This is a genomic window from Umezakia ovalisporum Ak1311 (assembly GCF_029891685.1).
Classification (GTDB): Bacteria; Cyanobacteriota; Cyanobacteriia; order Cyanobacteriales; family Nostocaceae; genus Umezakia; species Umezakia ovalisporum.
Genome location: NZ_JANQDJ010000031.1, coordinates 1 through 19,102, shown reverse-complemented (window position 1 = coordinate 19,102; position 19,102 = coordinate 1). Strand labels below are relative to the sequence as shown.

Sequence of the window (19,102 nt, the reverse complement as noted above, 5' to 3'; positions counted from 1 at the left end):
CCAATCATCTACCAGTACAAAGATTGTTGTAATTAACGTTCCTAGGTCTATGCTATTCATGGGGGAAGTCTGATTTGAAAAGCTGGTAACTTTCATCTTCTTACTTCTCCCGCCTTTTTCCTAATTCACATTAGGCGTAATATATACTTCAAGTGGGTTTAGTTCGGTTGACTATGCTCATCATATATTAACTCGATTAAATTAATGAATAAGTTTGCTAAATATCTAAGTTTAGGGGTGCTATCTACGTTTTTGACTGCTAGTCCTGGAATTGGGGCTGAACGTATTAGCTTTTTTTACCCTCCCTTTGGTGAATTTTCCCTCACCGTTGACTCTTTAGAAATCTTTGCTAAAAAAGGTAAAATCACTGATGAATTTTCCTTTTATGCCAACCAGGTTAATCCTCAGCAACTCGCCCAATTACGACAGTTGCTTCAACGACAATTTAATGTTACTCCTACCCTTGTGTCTCAGGTAACTTATTCACCTATAGGCGAAGACCTCATACAAAGTTTAGGATACCTAGTCCGCACAGAATCTGGGCGCAATGGCTTTTATGCGCTACGAGGTGCTTTGATACTAGCAGCTGCTCATCCAGACGGTTTAACAGTTGTCAATTTCCTACGTCGGTTTCCCTCGCCTACAGTGCGGCTAAATTTTACTGAGGGACTAAAGTTAGTCGATGAATTATCGCAAGTATTAGAGAATAGGAATAAAGTTGTGGCTTGGATTCAACAAGAAGCCATCGCCAGAGCTACATCTGACGAACCATCAAATCCTTCAGCTGTCAATACTAACATTGACTTTGGTCAACGGTCGGATTTGGTATCACCTGGTTCATTTACCTGGCAGCGAAAAGAGTTTATTTTCACAGATTCTCAACGCGCTCGCATCATCCCTACACATCTTTACATACCAGAAGCAACACCCTCAACAACCCCCAAAGAGTCTTCACCACCTTTTCCTCTGATTATCATTTCTCATGGTATTGCTTCTGACCGTTCTTCTTTTGCTTATTTGGCTAAACATTTAGCATCACACGGTTTTGCTGTGGCGGTGTTAGAACACCCGGGTAGTAATGCGGAACGCGTTCAGCGCTACTTAACAGGTTTAGCCGGCCCCATAGAAGCAAAAGAATTTATTAACCGACCTTTAGATATTAAATTTCTACTAGATGAACTTGAACGCCAAGAAGTATTAAATCCTGACCTCAGAGGAAAACTCAATTTTCACCAAGTTGGAGCAATTGGGCATTCTTTTGGTGGTTATACTGTATTAACTTTGGCAGGAGCAAAGATTAATTTCCACCAACTGCAACAAGATTGTAGTCCCAACATTTCCACTTTTAATTTATCGTTGTTTTTGCAGTGTCAAGTAACCAAGTTAAAACCCAAACACTACAAACTCCAAGATGAACGTATTAAAGCTGTATTGGCTATTAATCCTTTATCTAGTTCAATTTTTGGTAAAAGCGAAATCAGCCAAATTCAAATTCCTGTGATGATAGTGGCCAACAGTCAGGATATTGCTACCCCAATTATATCTGAGCAGGTGCGCCCTTTTACTTGGCTGACTACTCCTCATAAATACTTAGTATTAATTGAAAATGCTACTCATTTCACTGCGATCGCTGAAACAATTTTAGAAAATAATGTCTTACCCATACCATCGGCTTTACTGGGGCCAGAGCGTACCCCTGCTTATTCTTATCTTCAAGCTTTAAATTTGGCTTTTTGGCAAACACACCTTCTCAACCGTCCAGAATACGCTCCTTATTTACAACCATCCTATACCCAATATCTCACTCAAGCTCCTCTCAATGTCAGTTTGTTACAGTCCTATTCAACAGAGCAATTGCATCAACTACTGCAACAAATCAATCCGCAAATCAAGGATGGTGTGTTGCGCTGCAAAACAACACACCCTACAAATGATTTGATGTAATTTAATCAGTTTCATTGAGGCGTTGTGCATTCCAGAACTGTTCAGCAAATGCCACGGCGGGGTGCATTGGAGCCTTGGGCTTGGTTTTCAGTATCATTCCAGCTTCGTGTGGTAAGCGATCGCTTTTTGTTGAGTTGCATCGTTCACAGGCAGTAACAACATTGTCCCATGTATGCTGGCCACCTTTTGAGCGGGGGATGACATGATCAAGTGTGAGATGCTTTGTACTACCGCAGTACTGGCAGGTGTGATTGTCTCGTCTCAGCACCTCACGACGGTTTACAGCCGGCACTTTCCAATGCCGTTCGGGATTGGTAACGGTCAAGCGGATGTGTTCAGGTACTTTTAATACAACATTAGGAGAACGTACTTCCCACTGCTTTGTTATGCCAAAATTCAAAGATTCCGCTTGACCTGTCAGTAATAGCACTATTGCTCGTTTTATATTGATACGTGCTATTGGTAGATAGTTCTTGGAGAACACCACCACGGAATTTTGTAATATGTGCGCTTGCTGACTCTGCTGTTGAACTTGCATAGATAAAACTTTCCTCAAAAAATAACCCCCGCCTCTAGTGATCAGGTACGGGGGTAGGCTAGTTGATACTCTCTGCACTATGCCAGTGCTAGACAACATTTGTACTTCCCGCTCTGGATAAGTTCATCTGCATTCAGGCCTTTAGAAACTGCTTTCCGTAGGCCAAGGTTTACAGATTTACCGCCCACAACCCGATATATCCTGGCCTCAATCACAAATAACGCGATTACTCTGCCTAATCCCACACCAGGTCGGCAATATATCGCGCTGCTTAATGTTGAGTCAAATCTGTCGGTCATTTGAGGCTTGTAGTATTTGTAATTTTCAGTAATGGTATAATACATTTGTAGCATAAGTTGACCTACTATGCAGTTTTCTTAAATAAAGTATTAGAAGTATAGGTTTTCCAGTCGTTTGTAGAATTATCTAGCTATTAATTAATAGTTTAAATACTTAAGCGGTGATTGACGAGAGCAGTTTTTTGATATTTGCATATGTAGTTTTACATATTTTTTTGTTACCTTATAAGAAAGTGATTATGCACTTTCACTTACTAAAAATTCATGGGGCTTGAATAGCGATGATCATTACTGTAGACTTTACTGTAAACCTTTTTTAAAGTGAAAATTAACTATGCTTTTATCCCTGTAACAAATGCTAAAATCCTCTCGTAAATAGTGAGGATAACTTAATGCCAGTTGCTACTAAATCTATTAAGTTTGGCACAGACGGTTGGCGGGGTGTTATTGGTGATGAGTTCACATTTGAACGGCTAGCATTGGTGGCGCCAGCTGCCGCAAAAGTATTATATGATAGCTATTTCTCTATAGTTGGTAGCAAAACAATTGTTGTCGGCTACGATCGCCGCTTTATGGCGGAAAACTTTGCTCGTACTGTAGCCGATGTTGTTGCCGCTATGGGATTTGACGTTTTATTAAGCGAAACCTATGCGCCAACTCCGGCTTTTAGTTGGGCGGCTAAAGAACTCAACGCTTTGGGGGCGCTAGTAATTACAGCCAGTCATAACCCTGGATCATATCTAGGATTAAAAGTCAAGGGTTATTTTGGTGGTTCAGTAGCACCAGAAATCACCAAAGAAATAGAAACTTTATTATCTACAGGTGCATCTTCTCCTGTAGCCACTCCCGGCAAACAAGAACAATTTAATCCCTGGACAAGCTACATCACAGCCCTCAAAGCTAAAGTGAATATTGGCAAAATTCAAGAAGCCATCGCTTGTGGTAAGTTAACATTATTTGCCGATGTAATGCACGGTACAGCATCTGGGGGATTAGGTAAATTACTAGGCGATGGTGTTCGCGAAATCAACAGCGATCGCGACCCTTTATTTGAAGGCGGTGCTCCAGAACCCTTACCAAAATACCTAACTCGTTTATTCTCAATAATCAAAACACACCGTCAAACAAATCAATCAAATTTAGCAGTGGGACTAGTATTCGATGGTGACTGCGATCGCATAGCCGCAGTAGATAGCAACGCCAACTTCTTGAGTTCCCAAATCTTAATCCCCATATTAATTGACCATTTAACCGCAAAACGTAACTTTACCGGTGAAATCGTCAAAACCGTAAGTGGCTCTGACTTAATTCCCCGTGTAGCACAATTGCATAACTTGTCAGTCTTTGAAACCCCCGTAGGATATAAATACATCGCCGACAGAATGTTAGCAGCAGACGTATTATTAGGAGGTGAAGAATCAGGAGGAATCGGTTATGGTAGTCATATTCCCGAACGTGATGCCCTACTATCAGCATTGTATGTCCTAGAAGCAATAGTAGAATCTGGTCAAAACTTAGGCAATTATCATCACTCCTTACAACAAAAAACAAATTTCACTTCAGCTTATGATCGCATTGATTTACCTTTGGCAAGCATGGAAGTGCGATCTCATCTTTTACAACAACTACAAACCAAACCACTAACAGAAATTGCCAATCAAGCCGTAATTAATTGCCAAACCATAGACGGCTACAAATTCCGTCTAGCGGACAACAGCTGGTTAATGATTCGCTTTAGCGGTACAGAACCAGTATTACGTCTGTATTGTGAAGCACCGACACTTCAACAAGTGCATCAAACCCTTGCTTGGGCGAAAAATTGGGCAGAATAATATAGCCTAACAGTTGTCAGTAATCCATGACAACTGTTAACTGTTAACTATTAAGTAAAAACATGATGACAAAATTACTCGTAGTAGCTACAAACAATCCCGGTAAACTAAGGGAAATGCAAGCCTATCTAGCCAATTCTGGTTGGCAATTAACTTTAAAACCAGAAGAATTAGAAATTGAAGAAACAGGCAAAACCTTTGCTGCTAATGCTCGTCTTAAAGCTTCCCAAACTGCCCAAATTACAGGACAATGGGCCATCGCTGACGATTCTGGTTTAGAAGTAGACGCTTTAAACGGCGCACCAGGAATATATTCAGCACGTTATGGCACCAGCGACCCAGACCGTATTGCTAGACTCTTAAAAGAACTAGGTAACGCAGTCAATCGCCAAGCTCAATTTGTCTGCGCCATCGCCATCGCTCGCCCCGATGGTACGATTGCTTTAGAATCTGAAAGCATATGTCGCGGCGAAATTCTTCATGCACCCCGTGGTAAAAATGGTTTTGGTTACGACCCCATATTTTACGTACCAGAAAAGCAATTGACCTTTGCAGAAATGTCGCAAGAATTAAAAAAGTCAATTAGCCATCGAGGTAAAGCTTTAAAAACTTTAATTCCTCACCTAGCACATTTAAATTAAAACTCTTAATCCTCATCCCTTATTAATGACACCCCAAAATGTGGAGTAACTAAAATCTCACCCAAGAATTTAGCTATTCTAACTTGAGTTAGACAACTAACCTTCCTCAATTGCTGAGAATGACATAAGAACTAATTGGGCAGGTAAACATACAAAACAAACCTGAACAAAATATCATGAACAATTTCGATTATGTCATTCTGGGAGCCGGACTAGGTGGACTTTCAGCCGCGGCTTGCCTAACTAAACAAGGGTATCGAGTGGCAGTTTTAGAAAAACATTACTTACCCGGTGGCTGTTGCCACACTTTTGATTGTGGCGAATACAGTTTTTGTGCAGACGTGCACTACATTTCTCAATGCGCCCCCAGTCAAACCATAGGGCAATTCCTCAATTACATTCAGCGCAATGTCGCCTTTAATAGCCTCGACCCAGACTGTATAGACCGAGTAATTACACCAGAAGTAAATTTTAAAATTCCCTTAGGATGGGAAAATCTGCGAACGCGTCTACTCTCCACCTTTCCCGAAGAAACTGATGCCATTAACCGCTACTGTAATCAAATTCAGCAAATCCATCAAGAAATTCATAGCCTAGTGCAAGAAATACACTGGTTTAATCGCCAGTGGAGTGACTGGTTCAAATTGCCAAAATATCTCAACTTATATAAAAAGCGGACATGGACTTTGCAAGATTTATATAACCATGTTGGCTTATCACCCAAATTACAAGCACTGCTAGCGGGGCAAAGTGGTGACTATGCACTACCACCCAATCAAATCGCCCTAATCACCCATACTTCCCTAGTTTGGGACTACTCAGAGGGCGCTTACTACCCCAGACATCATTTTAAATCCTTTGTAGACACTATTACTGATGCCATCACCACAGCAGGCAGCGTGATTAAATATTCCACCCCCGTGACCCATATTGAAATTAATCACAACAAAGTAGAAAGCGTCATAGCTGGTACTCAAACCTACAAAGCCAACTACGCTTATATCAGTGACCTTGACCCCAAATTAACTGTCCAATTAATGCACAATAAAAAAGCCTTAACTCACAGAGAATACCAACGCCTCACCAATTACCAATACTCAGCTAGTGTTTTTAATATCTACTTAGGTTTAGACAGCCGCTTTCAACCCCAAAAATATGGAATTGGTAATTGGAATCTTTGGTACTACCCCACAGGTAATTTAAACAATGAATACGAACGCCAACTTCAGGGTGACCTCAGCCAACCGTGGATCTTCCTTTCTTGTCCAACCATGAAATCTAGAGAACCAGGAATTGCACCACCAGGGCATCATATCCTAGAAATTGCCACAATCTGTCCTTATGCCCCATTTAAATATTTGCACCAAAGTAATCCCAAAGGCTATAAAGCCAAAAAACGCGAATTTTACCAGCAAATCATGACCAGTGTCCGAAATTTAATCCCAGACGTAGACAACTACGCCCGGATGAAAATTTCTGGTACACCCACCACCAGCGAATTTTATTTAGGACAACCCCAAGGTAATATTTACGGTGCAAAATTAGTACCTGAACAAGTGGGCTTAAACCGCTTAGGATATACAACAGAATTGCCTAACCTCTTTCTTGTCGGGGCCACAGCGGGGTATCCCAGTGTACCCGGAGTAATCAGTAACGGCATGGACCTTGTAGAACTCATCACAAAGCAATCAGTGCGGCAAAAAACTGATATACCCAAGCCTTTAATTACTGTAGAGTAAAAACTCTCCTCGCAAAAACTTACCTAGCTAGATAGATACAAATGTTAATATATTATAGTCACTGCTCTAATCGTCGCCCTAAATGAACAAAGCATTGAATGAAACACTTTCAATGGAAATTGCTAAAAGCATCAAAAGTAAAGCCAATCAGCCATTTGATAATGCTTACAAAGCAGTATTAGCCACAGAAAAAGCCAAATATGTGCAGGGATTTTTAGTCATTGGTGAAATGCCATGCCAACCCATTGAACATAGTTGGATGGAATTAAGCGCCGCCCCGGTCAGCGAGACTATTGTTACTATTATTGACCCCACCTTGCCACACCTCCACCAAACCCCAGAAAAACTTTGGTACTTCGCCGCACAAAGCTTTGGCATCAAGCAATTAAAAGCGATTATTGAAGAATCAAAAGAAGATTACCCAGAAGACAACCCATTACCCATTTATGGTGATCCACCCTATGAATATTACGGTGACGTGATGTTGGGTGGTCAAGATTATTTAGCAGCTTATCAAGCGGCAGAAGCCAAGTGTCAAGAACTTAGAGAATTAAGAATTAAGAATTAAGAATCTAAAAAACCTTATGAGTCAGACTGCCTTAAATTTAGTTGCAATATCTATCTTTCTGATGACTTTTTCTGTCTTGTTGGGTCCATTAATTCACTTGTCCCCAGCAGTACCAGCAATTGCTACCTTCACTATTTTAGGAATAGCCACTCTCGATAATTTTAATTTCCAAGGTCAAAGCGGTACAATAGTCTTAGATTGGATCGCTGGGCTCTCTCCCCAACACCGCAATCGCATTATTCACCACGAAGCTGGTCATTTTCTCGCAGCCCATCTGCTAAATGTTCCCATAACTGACTATGCACTGAACGCTTGGGAAGCTTGGCAACAAAAGCAACCGGGACAAGGTGGTGTGAGATTTGATGATAGTCAATTAGCATCTCAATTAGAACAAGGGACAATTAGCACCCAAATCCTAGACCGCTATTGTACAATTTGGATGGCTGGTATCGTAGCAGAAACTTTAGTTTATCTTCATGCGGAAGGTGGCGCTGATGACAAAAGCAAATTAGCCGGAGTTTTAGCAGCCTTGGGTTTTTCTCAATCACAATCTTTACAGAAACAAAAATTTCATTTTCTCCAAGCTAAAACCTTACTCCAAGAAAATTGGTCAAGTTACGAAGCTTTAGTCAAAGCCATGCAAGAACGCGCCTCCGTCATTGATTGTCAACGTGTGATTGATGATTCTGGTAGTTAAATTCAATTTAATTTCTTGAGTCTGGAATTTGATGATTTATCTGGCTAAATATTTAGCTAGGTTATAGTATGGAAAAATATTTATTTAATATTTATTTACTTGATGTGAATAAATACATATAGCTAAGTACCACAGGTAATAGTATATCCAATTTTCGGTAAACACAGAAATTATAATCAATAGCCTTCAATGTGAAAACCAGCTGCAACAATTACCTGTTTAATGGATTCCTCAGCAGCAGAAGATTCCACAGTGACTGTTTTGTCTTTAACATCTACATTTACCAGAGCATTAGGTTCCATGACATGAATAGATTCAGTGATTTTTTCCGCACACTTCTCACAAGAAATATCCGTAACCTTGAGTTTTAGTGCCATTAGAAACCTCCGTAAATAAATTGTATTTTTATTGCTTAAGCAAATATTATAGGTGTAGACAGCAATTCCTCATCTGACTAAAGTTAGGTAAATGTGACATCCACATATAGAAAAATAGAGAATAGCCTACATAAATGCCTATGGGCAAAATCAACTAGCAGTCAACTCAAGAAAAATGCAAAAATATAATGCCAAAAAAAATATATATAACCACTTATGCAAATACACTTAATAGATACCCATCCTAGCCCTAGCTCACTTATGGTAGAGATGCCCCATCTGCGGCATACTTTTTCTATAAAAGCAATTATTGAAACTATTTTTTCAACCCATGCCTTCCAACCCCCAGAAACTCAGCGGTAACGAAATTCGCAACTTATTTCTCAAGTTTTTTGCTGAACGAGGACATCAAATTCTCCCAAGCGCTTCTCTCGTACCAGAAGACCCCACCGTGCTGCTGACCATCGCCGGGATGCTACCATTTAAACCGATATTCCTTGGGCAACGCACGCCAGAATTTTGTCGAGCCACCACTTCCCAAAAATGCATCCGTACCAACGACATTGAAAACGTCGGACGCACCAAAAGACATCACACATTCTTTGAGATGTTGGGTAACTTCAGCTTTGGTGACTATTTTAAACCACAAGCGATCACCTGGGGTTGGGAGTTATCCACTAAAATTTTTGGATTACCTTCACAACATCTGGTAGTCAGCGTCTTTGAAGAAGATGATGAAGCTTATAATATTTGGCGCGATGACATCGGTGTACCAGAAGCCAGAATTAAACGCATGGGCGCAGATGATAACTTTTGGGTATCTGGCCCCACTGGACCCTGTGGACCTTGTTCGGAAATTTATTATGACTTTCACCCGGAACTCGGTGATGAAAACATTGATTTAGAAGACGATACCCGGTTTATTGAATTTTATAATCTTGTATTCATGCAATATAACCGGGATATTTCAGGTAATTTGACACCATTGCAAAGCAAGAATATTGACACCGGTATGGGATTGGAAAGGATGGCGCAAATCCTCCAACAAGTACCGAATAACTACGAAACTGACCTGATTTTTCCGATTATTCAGACAGCAGCGCAAATTGCCGGAATTGATTACCACAGCAGTGACGAGAACACCCAAGTTTCCCTCAAAGTCATTGGTGATCATGTGCGTTCTGTTGTTCACATGATTGCTGATGAAATTCGCGCTTCCAATGTGGGAAGAGGTTATGTACTGCGGCGATTAATTCGCCGGGTGGTGCGTCATGGGCGATTAATTGGCATTAATGGCGAATTTATTGCCCAAGTTGCCGAAACCGCCATCGCTCTTTCAGAATCAGCTTACCCCAACGTCCGGCAACGAGAAGCACCAATCAAAGCCGAATTGCAACGGGAAGAAGCCAATTTCCTGAGAACATTAGATAGAGGGGAAAAACTGCTCGCAGAAATCATCCAAGAGGTTAAACAGCAAGGCAAAACCCAAATTAGCGGTGAAAGTGCCTTCACTTTATATGATACCTTCGGTTTCCCTCTGGAATTGACCCAAGAAATCGCCGTAGAAAATCACCTCACCGTTGATGAAGCTGGATTTGATGGGGAAATGCAAAAGCAGGTGAAACGTGCTAAAGCTGCCCACGAAACCATTGATTTAACCGTGCAAGGTTCCCTGGATAAGTTAGCAGAACATATCCACGCCACGGAATTTTTAGGTTATACCCAACCTGCGGCCACTGCGACGGTCCAAGCCATATTAGTAGATGGGATTTATCAAGAAGAAGCAGAAGCCGGGACAGAAGTACAAATTGTTCTCAATCAAACCCCATTTTATGCCGAATCTGGAGGACAAATAAGCGATCGCGGTTACATCTCCAGTGATATTGCAGTAATGCGTGTAGAAGACGTAAAAAAAGAATCTGATTTTTTTGTTCATTTTGGACGCATTGAACGCGGCACAATCCGCATAGGAGATATTGTGACCGCTCAAATTGATCGCCCTTGTCGTCGTCGCGCCCAAGCTAATCATACAGCAACCCATTTATTACAAGCGGCGTTAAAGAAAATTCTCGATGATACTATATCTCAAGCCGGTTCCCTTGTTTCCTTCGACAGATTGCGTTTTGACTTTAACTGTCCCCGCGCCTTGACACCAGAAGAAGTCCAGCAAATTGAACAACAGGTAAACACATGGATTAGTGAAGCACATACCGCCCATGTAGCAATATTACCATTAGCAGAAGCAAAGAATAGGGGGGCTGTAGCTATGTTTGGTGAAAAATACGGAGAAGAAGTGCGAGTGATTGACTTTCCTGGGGTATCAATGGAACTTTGCGGCGGCACTCATGTAAGTAATACTGCGGAAATTGGCATCTTTAAAATTATTTCCGAGGCTGGTGTGGCTTCGGGAGTGCGACGCATTGAAGCTGTCTCGGGCCCTGCCATCTTAGATTATCTCAATGTTCGAGATAAAGTAGTGAAAGATTTAAGCGATCGCTTTAAAGTCAAACCAGAAGAACTACTAGAGAGAATTACCACTGTGCAAAACGAACTGAGAAACAGTGAAAAGCAAATCGCAACACTGAAATCACAGTTAGCCATCGCCAAATCCGACAGTTTACTACAAACAGTAGAACCAGTAGGCAATCATCAAATTTTGGTAGCGCCAATGGAAGATGTTGACCCCGAATCATTAAAAAACGCCGCTGAAAGACTACTGCAAAAAATTGGTAACGGTGCAGTGGTGCTGGGTTCTATTCCTGAAGCCGGGAAAGTAAGTATAGTTGCAGCTTTTAGCCCAGAAGTGAACAAAAAAGGACTGCAAGCTGGTAAATTTGTCAATGCGATCGCTAAAATCTGCGGTGGTGGTGGCGGAGGTAAACCCAACTTAGCCCAAGCCGGCGGACGCGATGCGAGCAAACTACCAGAAGCATTAGCAAGAGCCCACAGTGATTTGCAAACAGCACTAAGTTAATTACTCAAACAAAGGCACCTGCTGACAATAACTCCATCAATAGCGTTGCTAAAGCAAGAAAACAGAAGGGGGTGCAGGGTATTTAATTATTTCTTTAATGGCTACTATGAGCGCCAAGGTATATAGATTTAGAAGGGCTCAAAATAGACAAAACAAAGCCAACTTTCATGTTGTAAATGGAGATAAACCTTACAACGTAACCTGAGTAGTGGCGGTCGTGCCGAGACCAGTACCCTCGGCACTGGTCTCACCAGTAGTAGTGAGTACCATATTAGCAGCCTAACTCCTCTGAACTTATCATAAAAGCCAAACAGTCAACCACAGCCACCAGCAGTGAATGTAAGCTTCCTACCCCCTTCACTCCCCATTCATCTAACGCGCCACAAGCTGCTCAGTGCGCCTTGCCAGCAGATCCTTAGCTCGCTCTGCTGTTTTTTGATTTTCTTGTTTAATATTTTGGAAGAATTGCACAAGCTCGCCATCCCCCGCCTGTTCTGCATCATTAATATATGTTTCACAGCAAGCAGTACACTTCAAAGCGTGATATAATACGCTGATAAGATTAAAGTGTTCATCCTTAGTTCCTGTATGATATTTGTCAGGCATTTGCTTAACTCCTAGTTGCAGTAATTTCTAAAGTAACCTTAACTTTTGTAATTAACTCCTATCGCAAGAAAGAGTTGGACATTAATATTTATACTCCCACAGACTGTTTTACCGATGATGTCCTATATCCAAAATTAACTGGTGATATGCCAATTAGCAGATAGCCTTAATAGTAGATATAGGAACGTCGGCAAAATAGTTTTGCTGAAATTGTTCTTCATTGATAGCAGCTAAAAATCTTTCTACAGCTGCATCAGTAACTTTTTCTGAATTGGTAGTGGGATGCCAACTAATATACAAATCACCGTCTTGTCTTGTCACTGTAAATCCCAAAGCTTTTAAAGCTTCAATTCCCCACAATAAAGTTTCGTCACGGATACCGAGTTTTTGTAAAAGTTGGCGGCTAGTAACTGATTGATTTATTCGACTCACATATTTAGCAATACCAACCAAAGTTAGCCAAACTTGCTGAGGCTCTTGATGCTTGGGCTTAGACCAGGCCATCGCTAATTGTTGATTATTATAGACACATTGCCTTAGCCATAGACGTATATCATCCCAATTTGTAGGACAATCTTCAATCACCAGTACAGAATCTTGAGTTTTGAGTTTTGAGTATTCTTGATTACGGTAATCTAATATCATCTCAGTTACAACCTGATTCATCCCCTCTGTACCAGGAACTGTAGAGTTAAGCCCAGGACGGACAGCAATTAATCGGATTTCATAGTGTTTTTTGAAGGTATTGTAATCTAGTTCGGCGATGCAATCACACCGACCCAGAGGTAATTCATTTTTATAGTGTCCCCACCAAACACCAGGAAACGGATTTTTAGTGGACTCATCGCGAATATCAAAATCGGTTTTAATGTACTGTACATTTTTTCCTTGCCAATCTTGCTGATTGCGATGCCGAGAATTTTCAAACCAGCAATTTTGAATTAGCAATTTTGGCACAGGGTTTCCCATCCCACAAGGTTCCAGCAGTTTGAGTTCCAAAAATAACTCTTTGCCTAAATCAGCGACAGTTACCGTCAGATCTGCTTGCACAGTGGGAGTGAGAGTTTTTCCACCCAAAGATTGCCGTAACTCCTGATTAATGGCATCTGTAAATAAAGGAATATTCTCCGGTGATAAACTCAAACCTGCGGCAAAGGGATGTCCGCCAAAACTATGTAACAAATGTGCTTGTTTTTTTACCAATTTGTATAAATCGACAAAGTTCACTGAACGGGCAGAACCACGGGCTAAGGGAGGAGCGGAATCTTGTCCATTTCTTTCTGTACTCAGTAAAATTGTGGGACAACCTGTTTCTTGAGCTACTTGTCCAGCAACTAAACCCAATACTCCAGTAGGCCATTGGCTATCTGCTAAGACAATAACGCTGGTGGTTGATAAGTCTAGCCGAGAAACTTTTTCTACTACTTGTGCTTGTACATCTTTTTGTAAGGACTTGCGGCGAGTGTTGGCAAGTTCTGTAATTTCCGCTAATTGATAACAATGTTTGGCATCCCGACTTGTTAATAACTCTACGCAGAAACTAGCATCCCCTTGAATGCGACTAACAGCGTTGATACGTGGACCTAGACCAAAGGAAATATCCGTGGGGCGATCGCCATTTTTCTGGCACAATTCCAATAGTCGCCCTATACCCGGCCGTCGTCGTGCTGAAGCTGGCTGCTGAAAATCTACTTGCAGTCTTTGAATACCTAATTGCGCTAAATATCGACAATCTCCACTGATTTGCACTAAGTCGGCAATTAATCCTACTGCCACTAAATCTAATAAATCTGTCAATGGATGTTGGGGAATGTTAGGCAAGGTGAGATAAAGGCCTTCTACTAACTTATAAGCTACCGCCACCCCAGACAGATGAAATAACTTATGTTCACTAGGTAAATAACGGGGGTTGATAATTGCTGTGACTGGTGGGCGTTGTTCAGGTAAGGTGTGGTGGTCTGTCACTATGACATCCATACCTAACTGTTGGGCATAAATAATTTCATTAATATTGGTGCTACCTGTATCACAAGTTACAATTAACTTACAACCTTGCTTGTGTAAGTTATCAATTCCTCGGTAATTAAGTCCGTGAGATTCTGTGAGGCGATTGGGGATATAGTAAATTAATTGGCTATTTTGAGTAAAAAATTGTCCCAAACCATCCCACAAAACAGCAGTGGCAGTAATGCCGTCAGCATCAAAATCTCCCCAGACGGCAATTATATCACTATTATTGCGTGCTTGTTGCAGCCTTGCCACTGCTAGCTGCATTTCTTCGCCAAACTCAAAGGGACTAGCTGGTTGATAAGTTTTATAGTTAGTAAAAGCTGCTAATTGTTGGCTATCTTTAATTCCCCGTTGCCACAGTAATTGCGCTGCATACAATCCCCTTGAGGCTGGTGTATGCTGTTTCACCATTTGAATAAACCAGTCTGGCGGTTTTTCCGTTTTTGCTATAATCCACTGCATTGAATTAATTAACAATTCAAAAAATTGAAAACCTTAAAAACAATATAAAAACTAAAATTTTCCCTTGAATACAATTTACTACTCTACTTACTTAGAGGTATAACTGTAACTTTTAGCTGCCTGTAAGTAAGTTATTATATTAAATTTAATATAAATTTATATTTATATTTATACTAATATTATGCTTATTCATCATCATTGACTAGGGGATTGAGAATTACTTCATTAGCAATACCGTCAGGTTTACGGGGACGAGTTGCTGGACGAGTTCGCCTGTAACCTGCTCTTTCGGCTTTTTGATGTTCGTAATCAATTAATCTGCCATAATATTCATGCTTGCTTAAATTCATGGACAAGAAAATATGCTGGCGGATATTACCAAATCCTTTACGGTTAAAAAACTTGACTGCCGCATTGTTAGTAGGATCTGTGTCTACTAGCATGAACCGCGCCCCGTCTTCAATCATCCGGGCAATAAGTTTGTCAACTAACTTATCTGCTACTCCCCGGCGTTGAAATTTCGGATTCACAGCTAGCCATAATATGTAACCGTAAGTCCATGATGGTTTTGCGATAATGGTTCCTAAAATGAAACCTGCTAATTCTCCGTCTGTCTCAGCTACAAGACAATATTCTGGATCTGTATTATAGAGTCCAATTACTTCCCATTCATCCCAGGTGCGATATAAATAAGGGTACAAATCGCTAGTAAATAACTGTTCTCCTAAGTGGTAAACCGGTGAAATATCATCAATTCCTAATTCACGAACATAAATCAAATCAGTTTCATCAAAACTTTTCATATCTTTTCCAGAAAATTCAAAGAGATACTTCTTGAATATTGGCAAGATTTGTTAAATAATTCTGCTGATATTCTTCCCTTGCTTGTGTGCGATCGCAACGTGGGGCAAAATGACAATAATTACAGATTTGACTAGTTTCTATTACTTGGGGAAATAATTGATTTTTTCGGTAGTCTTCCAGCCAATTAGTTAATTGATTTAACAGTTGATTAAGTTTCTTGGCTGTTTTCTGATGCTGGGTAGTATTGTAATTAAATTTAATATTTTGCGGTTCACCTTCACACTGAACAAACCAGTAAGTCATAGAAATATTTTTGGGCAAGTAGGCGCTAGTTTCAGCCAAAACATATAAATAAAGACGTGTTTGCCAATTCTGTTGTAATTGGTGTTTATGTGGTGGTTGAGGATAAGTTTTCCAGTCGATAATTTGGGCTTGTTGGTGATCTGTAATTAATAAATCATAAACAACCGTTAACAAATAGTTGTTAGTTTGCAGTGTGCGGTAATGTTCACTGGCTCGAAAAATTTGGTCTTCAGTAGGGGTTAAAATTTCTGGTGCTGCATTAGCAAAGCCTGACATCCAGGTTTGCAGTTGAGCATCCGCTTGCACTAAGCTATCAATTGGTAAACCCATTTCTCGCTGCTGCATCAGCAAGTGAAATCGACTCCCCAAAGTTTGGTATTCCTCGTGTTGCGGATTTGGGGGGGAGTTGAGTTCTTCCAAGTAAATGTGTTGGAACTTACGCGGACAAGCTTCTAGTAAGTTGAGATGTCCTTGAGATAGGTGTAATAGTTGAGTTGTTTCTGAGAGCATTCTCCCATTCTAGAAGCGATCGCTCAAAACGAGCTACTTGTCTGAGGTAGGAAAGCTTAACCGTTTGCTTTAGGCCGGGTTACCTGAAGAGAAAAAATAAAAGGTAGAAGGATGAATTATGCATTTTTGTTCATCCCCCCACCTTTTTATATACCTGATGCTTATTTTATGTTAGCCCGTGCATCCCTCACTGCCGCAAAGAAAAATAATCCTGTGAGCGGAATGCTCAACCCGAGGATAATTGCAGTTACCTGAACACCTAAATCTGGTTGTCCATAACTCAGTTCAAACACTGAACCAACGCCGGCAATAGCTGTTAAGCAAGCACCACCCAGAAATAAACCGCTTTTTGGAGTTAAATACACTATTATTACCCTATGCTAGTGGTTTCACGGCTTGATAAGAAAAGCCATTCTTCGATAACTCCTGGGACAAAGCCAAGGAATTCTCTACACGATCTACAAATACCACGCCTTTGAGGTGATCCATTTCGTGTTGAATGCAGCGTGCGAGTAAGCCGTTAGCTTTTAGGATTTGGGGACGTCCGTATTCATCTTTATAAGCAATTTCCACCGTTTCGGGACGCTTGACATCTAAATAAACCTTGGGAATGCTTAAACACCCTTCTTGGGCAACGCAGAGTTCCCGACTTACCTGTTTAATTGTGGGGTTAATCAATATCAGAGGCGGATTAGCCGGGTTATCTGGTTCGCAATCAATGACAATGAGTTGTTTATGAATTCCCACTTGAGGTGCGGCCAAACCAATGCCATCGCTACTGTACATAGTTTGCAGCATTTCCCGTGCTATTTGACGGATTTCATCGTCTACTTTAGCAATCCGCTTTGCATCTTGACGTAACACGCGATCGCCTAGATAGTGAAGTTTCAAGGGCGGGTTTTTTAATTTTTTCTTCTCGACAGCAATTTCAGAAGGCATGATTATCAATGACTAAGTTGTGAAAATTCCTACTATCTCAATTTTATCAATCTCCCATAGACCCCTGTTGAGATGAAAAAATCTCTTCGAGTTTAATTTCTCTAATGCAACAATTTATCAGCAGTTTGCTACCTAATCAACCAGATTTTATTCAATTTCTCACCAACCCTTGATAACTTACTCCCCCAGAGATTTTACCAAAAATTTGGGTTTAAAGCCCTAGCTTTCCAAGGGCGTTGTCCATGTTGTAATTCTGTAAACAGACCCGATGAAAACGCCGCACCTAATATTCACACCATTAGGACATTAACCATGTTTGACCCCAGAATCCCCACTCTTCTTGGGTGGGGAGTATCTCAACCGTAATTCTGTTAAGTTTTACTGCAATATTAAGATTAATATGTAGCTGCTTTGCTACGGACAATTTGCTCAAAATTAAAATTACGGATTCAGGAGTTTGTTTATGACATCTCAATGGGAGTCTTTACTGCAAAACCTCGGTGAATGGCAAGGTTCCTTCACCCGGTTATCACCCCAAGGCGAAATCCTACAAGATATCAAAAGTGTGGTTTCTTTAGAAGGCTTAGAGAATAACCAAACTATCCGCCAGATTGTTAGCCGCCAAGGACAGGAAGATTTGGTTTTAGAATACAGTTCTATCGCCAAGAGCACGCTATTTTTTGCCAATGGTGCTTTTTCCCAAGGTTCAATTCAGCTAGCCCCTTTTACAGAATTTGGGGCTGAACTGGGTTTAATTCATGAAAATCGGCGCTTACGGGCAGTGCAAATTTTTAATAAAAATGGTCAGTTAGATAAAATAACTTTAATTCGAGAACATTTAGCTGGAACTGAACCAGTACAACGCCTATCATTACAAATAAATCAATTATTAGGAGAATGGCAAGGTGAAGCCGTAACCATATATCCAGATTGGGCATCGCCTGATCACCACTCTACAACTTTAAAATTACAATTAGATGGCAACGGGCGATTAATTCAAAGTTTAACTTCTGCCCTAAGCAGAATTACTTCCACTGGCACCATCAAAGGTTCCATAATTAACTTTGATCAAAATCCCCAAAAGCAGGTACAAGTATTACTCCTTCCTGATGGCGCTTCTATCACATCTCCATTACAAGTGCAATTGCGTCAACCCTTTATTTTAGAAGTGGGTTGGTTAATTCAACCTAGCCTACGCCAACGCATGGTTCGCAGCTACAACGAGCAAGGCCAATGGGTGAGTTTGACTTTAGTAACAGAAAAAAAACTTTAACCACAGTTCAAAAATCCTCAGATCACCTCATACCTGATTCAAACCAAATTACAACGACATTGCAGAGCTTCTTGAAGTAAAGCTTGATATTCTTCATCGCCAATACTATAAGCACCAAATCTAGCCAAATGGGGATTCATCATTTGAGCATCAAATAACACAAATTGGCGTTGACGTAATCTTTCCACCAACTTGACCATAGCCACCTTAGAGCCTTCAGAAATGCGGTAAAACATCGACTCACCGATAAAAGCACCGCCAATCACAATTCCTAAAATACCCCCAGCCAGTTCATCACCCTGCCAAGTTATTAAACTAAGCCAGTCAGTCACCCAACGGACTCGTCTTCAAAACCGTACGTGAGACTTTCGCCTCATACGGCTCCTCAATGACATGGTTCTTGTCATGAATACCCCTTAGACTACCAGCATTGGCAGTCTTTTCACCGTGGCAATGTATATGTAATAGTTGTGAATTATCATATTCATCCTTTCCTCCTTGTGGCAGTGGGATGATATGGTGTACTTCCATTACATCACCATCCTTAAAGTAATGCCCACAGTGGGGACACTTACCTTTATGCCTT

17 protein-coding genes and 1 pseudogene are annotated in these 19,102 nt (G+C 40.9%); 8 read left to right on the top strand and 10 right to left on the bottom strand.

The genetic code is table 11. The annotated features are described in order from the left end of the window. Positions 1–204 precede the first annotated feature (204 nt). On the top strand, positions 205–1,944 hold the full coding sequence (locus NWP25_RS04615) for an alpha/beta hydrolase (RefSeq protein WP_280649520.1): 1,740 nt from the start codon (positions 205–207) through the stop codon (positions 1,942–1,944). A gap of 1 nt (position 1,945) precedes the next feature. Here NWP25_RS04615 and NWP25_RS04610 read toward each other — a convergent pair whose 3' ends face one another. Then, positions 1,946–2,482, bottom strand: coding sequence for an HNH endonuclease (locus NWP25_RS04610; RefSeq protein ID WP_280649565.1), 537 nt, complete (start codon positions 2,480–2,482; stop codon positions 1,946–1,948). Between the two features lie 691 nt (positions 2,483–3,173). On the opposite strand from NWP25_RS04610, the gene NWP25_RS04605 reads away from it, so the two are divergent. The 5 genes from NWP25_RS04605 (at position 3,174) to NWP25_RS04585 (ending at position 8,258) form a co-directional block, all read left to right on the top strand. Then, positions 3,174–4,613, top strand: coding sequence for a phosphoglucomutase/phosphomannomutase family protein (locus tag NWP25_RS04605; RefSeq protein ID WP_280649519.1), 1,440 nt, complete (start codon positions 3,174–3,176; stop codon positions 4,611–4,613). Between the two features lie 65 nt (positions 4,614–4,678). Continuing rightward, on the top strand, positions 4,679–5,254 hold the full coding sequence (gene rdgB / locus NWP25_RS04600; RefSeq protein WP_280649564.1) for an RdgB/HAM1 family non-canonical purine NTP pyrophosphatase: 576 nt from the start codon (positions 4,679–4,681) through the stop codon (positions 5,252–5,254). 176 nt (positions 5,255–5,430) lie between these two features. Beyond that, positions 5,431–6,993: a phytoene desaturase family protein gene (locus NWP25_RS04595; protein ID WP_280649518.1), complete on the top strand. Its 1,563-nt coding sequence runs from the start codon at positions 5,431–5,433 to the stop codon at positions 6,991–6,993. A gap of 82 nt (positions 6,994–7,075) precedes the next feature. Next, complete coding sequence (locus tag NWP25_RS04590) at positions 7,076–7,561, top strand: hypothetical protein (protein ID WP_280649517.1); 486 nt, start codon at positions 7,076–7,078, stop codon at positions 7,559–7,561. A 16-nt stretch (positions 7,562–7,577) separates the two neighbouring features. Next, entirely contained in the window at positions 7,578–8,258 is a 681-nt protein-coding gene (locus NWP25_RS04585; RefSeq protein WP_280686481.1) for an ATP-dependent Zn protease, read from the top strand. 176 nt (positions 8,259–8,434) lie between these two features. Here NWP25_RS04585 and NWP25_RS04580 read toward each other — a convergent pair whose 3' ends face one another. Continuing rightward, positions 8,435–8,635: a heavy-metal-associated domain-containing protein gene (locus NWP25_RS04580; RefSeq protein ID WP_280650381.1), complete on the bottom strand. Its 201-nt coding sequence runs from the start codon at positions 8,633–8,635 to the stop codon at positions 8,435–8,437. 331 nt (positions 8,636–8,966) lie between these two features. On the opposite strand from NWP25_RS04580, the gene alaS reads away from it, so the two are divergent. After that, positions 8,967–11,609: an alanine--tRNA ligase gene (gene alaS, locus NWP25_RS04575; protein WP_280650382.1), complete on the top strand. Its 2,643-nt coding sequence runs from the start codon at positions 8,967–8,969 to the stop codon at positions 11,607–11,609. Between the two features lie 372 nt (positions 11,610–11,981). Here the strand turns inward: alaS and NWP25_RS04570 are convergent, their stop codons facing one another. The 6 genes from NWP25_RS04570 to def all read right to left on the bottom strand — a co-directional run bounded on the left by NWP25_RS04570 (position 11,982) and on the right by def (position 17,243). Further along, positions 11,982–12,215 (bottom strand): hypothetical protein, encoded by a 234-nt coding sequence (locus NWP25_RS04570; protein WP_280650383.1) that lies wholly within the window; start codon positions 12,213–12,215, stop codon positions 11,982–11,984. Between the two features lie 153 nt (positions 12,216–12,368). Further along, a complete protein-coding gene (gene recJ / locus NWP25_RS04565; RefSeq protein WP_280650384.1) occupies positions 12,369–14,687 on the bottom strand; it encodes a single-stranded-DNA-specific exonuclease RecJ in 2,319 nt (772 codons plus the stop codon). A 185-nt stretch (positions 14,688–14,872) separates the two neighbouring features. Next, entirely contained in the window at positions 14,873–15,490 is a 618-nt protein-coding gene (locus tag NWP25_RS04560) for a GNAT family N-acetyltransferase (protein WP_280650385.1), read from the bottom strand. Positions 15,491–15,506: 16 nt separating this feature from the next. Beyond that, the gene (locus NWP25_RS04555; RefSeq protein WP_280650386.1) at positions 15,507–16,304 is read right to left on the bottom strand and encodes a PD-(D/E)XK nuclease family protein; all 798 of its coding nucleotides are present in this window, start codon (positions 16,302–16,304) and stop codon (positions 15,507–15,509) included. A 161-nt stretch (positions 16,305–16,465) separates the two neighbouring features. Further along, a complete protein-coding gene (locus NWP25_RS04550; protein ID WP_280650387.1) occupies positions 16,466–16,669 on the bottom strand; it encodes a hypothetical protein in 204 nt (67 codons plus the stop codon). A gap of 10 nt (positions 16,670–16,679) precedes the next feature. Further along, positions 16,680–17,243, bottom strand: coding sequence for a peptide deformylase (def, locus tag NWP25_RS04545; RefSeq protein WP_280650388.1), 564 nt, complete (start codon positions 17,241–17,243; stop codon positions 16,680–16,682). Positions 17,244–17,706: 463 nt separating this feature from the next. On the opposite strand from def, the gene NWP25_RS04540 reads away from it, so the two are divergent. Then, positions 17,707–18,516, top strand: coding sequence for a DUF3598 family protein (locus NWP25_RS04540; protein ID WP_280698935.1), 810 nt, complete (start codon positions 17,707–17,709; stop codon positions 18,514–18,516). Between the two features lie 38 nt (positions 18,517–18,554). Here the strand turns inward: NWP25_RS04540 and NWP25_RS04535 are convergent. Together NWP25_RS04535 and NWP25_RS04530 are read right to left on the bottom strand one after the other, a co-directional pair. Then, positions 18,555–18,833, bottom strand: a pseudogene (locus NWP25_RS04535) (leucyl/phenylalanyl-tRNA--protein transferase); the annotation flags it as partial. A gap of 7 nt (positions 18,834–18,840) precedes the next feature. Beyond that, on the bottom strand, positions 18,841–19,102 hold a 262-nt coding region (locus NWP25_RS04530; protein WP_280687989.1), incomplete at its 5' end, for an HNH endonuclease.

Excerpts from the sequence above, each read along its gene's own strand:
- NWP25_RS04615 (WP_280649520.1), top strand. The coding sequence starts at position 205 with ATGAATAAGTTTGCTAAATATCTAAGTTTAGGGGTGCTATCTACGTTT.
- NWP25_RS04610 (WP_280649565.1), bottom strand. The coding sequence starts at position 2,482 with ATGCAAGTTCAACAGCAGAGTCAGCAAGCGCACATATTACAAAATTCC.
- NWP25_RS04605 (WP_280649519.1), top strand. The coding sequence starts at position 3,174 with ATGCCAGTTGCTACTAAATCTATTAAGTTTGGCACAGACGGTTGGCGG.
- rdgB (WP_280649564.1), top strand. The coding sequence starts at position 4,679 with ATGACAAAATTACTCGTAGTAGCTACAAACAATCCCGGTAAACTAAGG.
- NWP25_RS04595 (WP_280649518.1), top strand. The coding sequence starts at position 5,431 with ATGAACAATTTCGATTATGTCATTCTGGGAGCCGGACTAGGTGGACTT.
- NWP25_RS04590 (WP_280649517.1), top strand. The coding sequence starts at position 7,076 with ATGAACAAAGCATTGAATGAAACACTTTCAATGGAAATTGCTAAAAGC.
- NWP25_RS04585 (WP_280686481.1), top strand. The coding sequence starts at position 7,578 with ATGAGTCAGACTGCCTTAAATTTAGTTGCAATATCTATCTTTCTGATG.
- NWP25_RS04580 (WP_280650381.1), bottom strand. The coding sequence starts at position 8,635 with ATGGCACTAAAACTCAAGGTTACGGATATTTCTTGTGAGAAGTGTGCG.
- alaS (WP_280650382.1), top strand. The coding sequence starts at position 8,967 with ATGCCTTCCAACCCCCAGAAACTCAGCGGTAACGAAATTCGCAACTTA.
- NWP25_RS04570 (WP_280650383.1), bottom strand. The coding sequence starts at position 12,215 with ATGCCTGACAAATATCATACAGGAACTAAGGATGAACACTTTAATCTT.
- recJ (WP_280650384.1), bottom strand. The coding sequence starts at position 14,687 with ATGCAGTGGATTATAGCAAAAACGGAAAAACCGCCAGACTGGTTTATT.
- NWP25_RS04560 (WP_280650385.1), bottom strand. The coding sequence starts at position 15,490 with ATGAAAAGTTTTGATGAAACTGATTTGATTTATGTTCGTGAATTAGGA.
- NWP25_RS04555 (WP_280650386.1), bottom strand. The coding sequence starts at position 16,304 with ATGCTCTCAGAAACAACTCAACTATTACACCTATCTCAAGGACATCTC.
- def (WP_280650388.1), bottom strand. The coding sequence starts at position 17,243 with ATGCCTTCTGAAATTGCTGTCGAGAAGAAAAAATTAAAAAACCCGCCC.
- NWP25_RS04540 (WP_280698935.1), top strand. The coding sequence starts at position 17,707 with ATGACATCTCAATGGGAGTCTTTACTGCAAAACCTCGGTGAATGGCAA.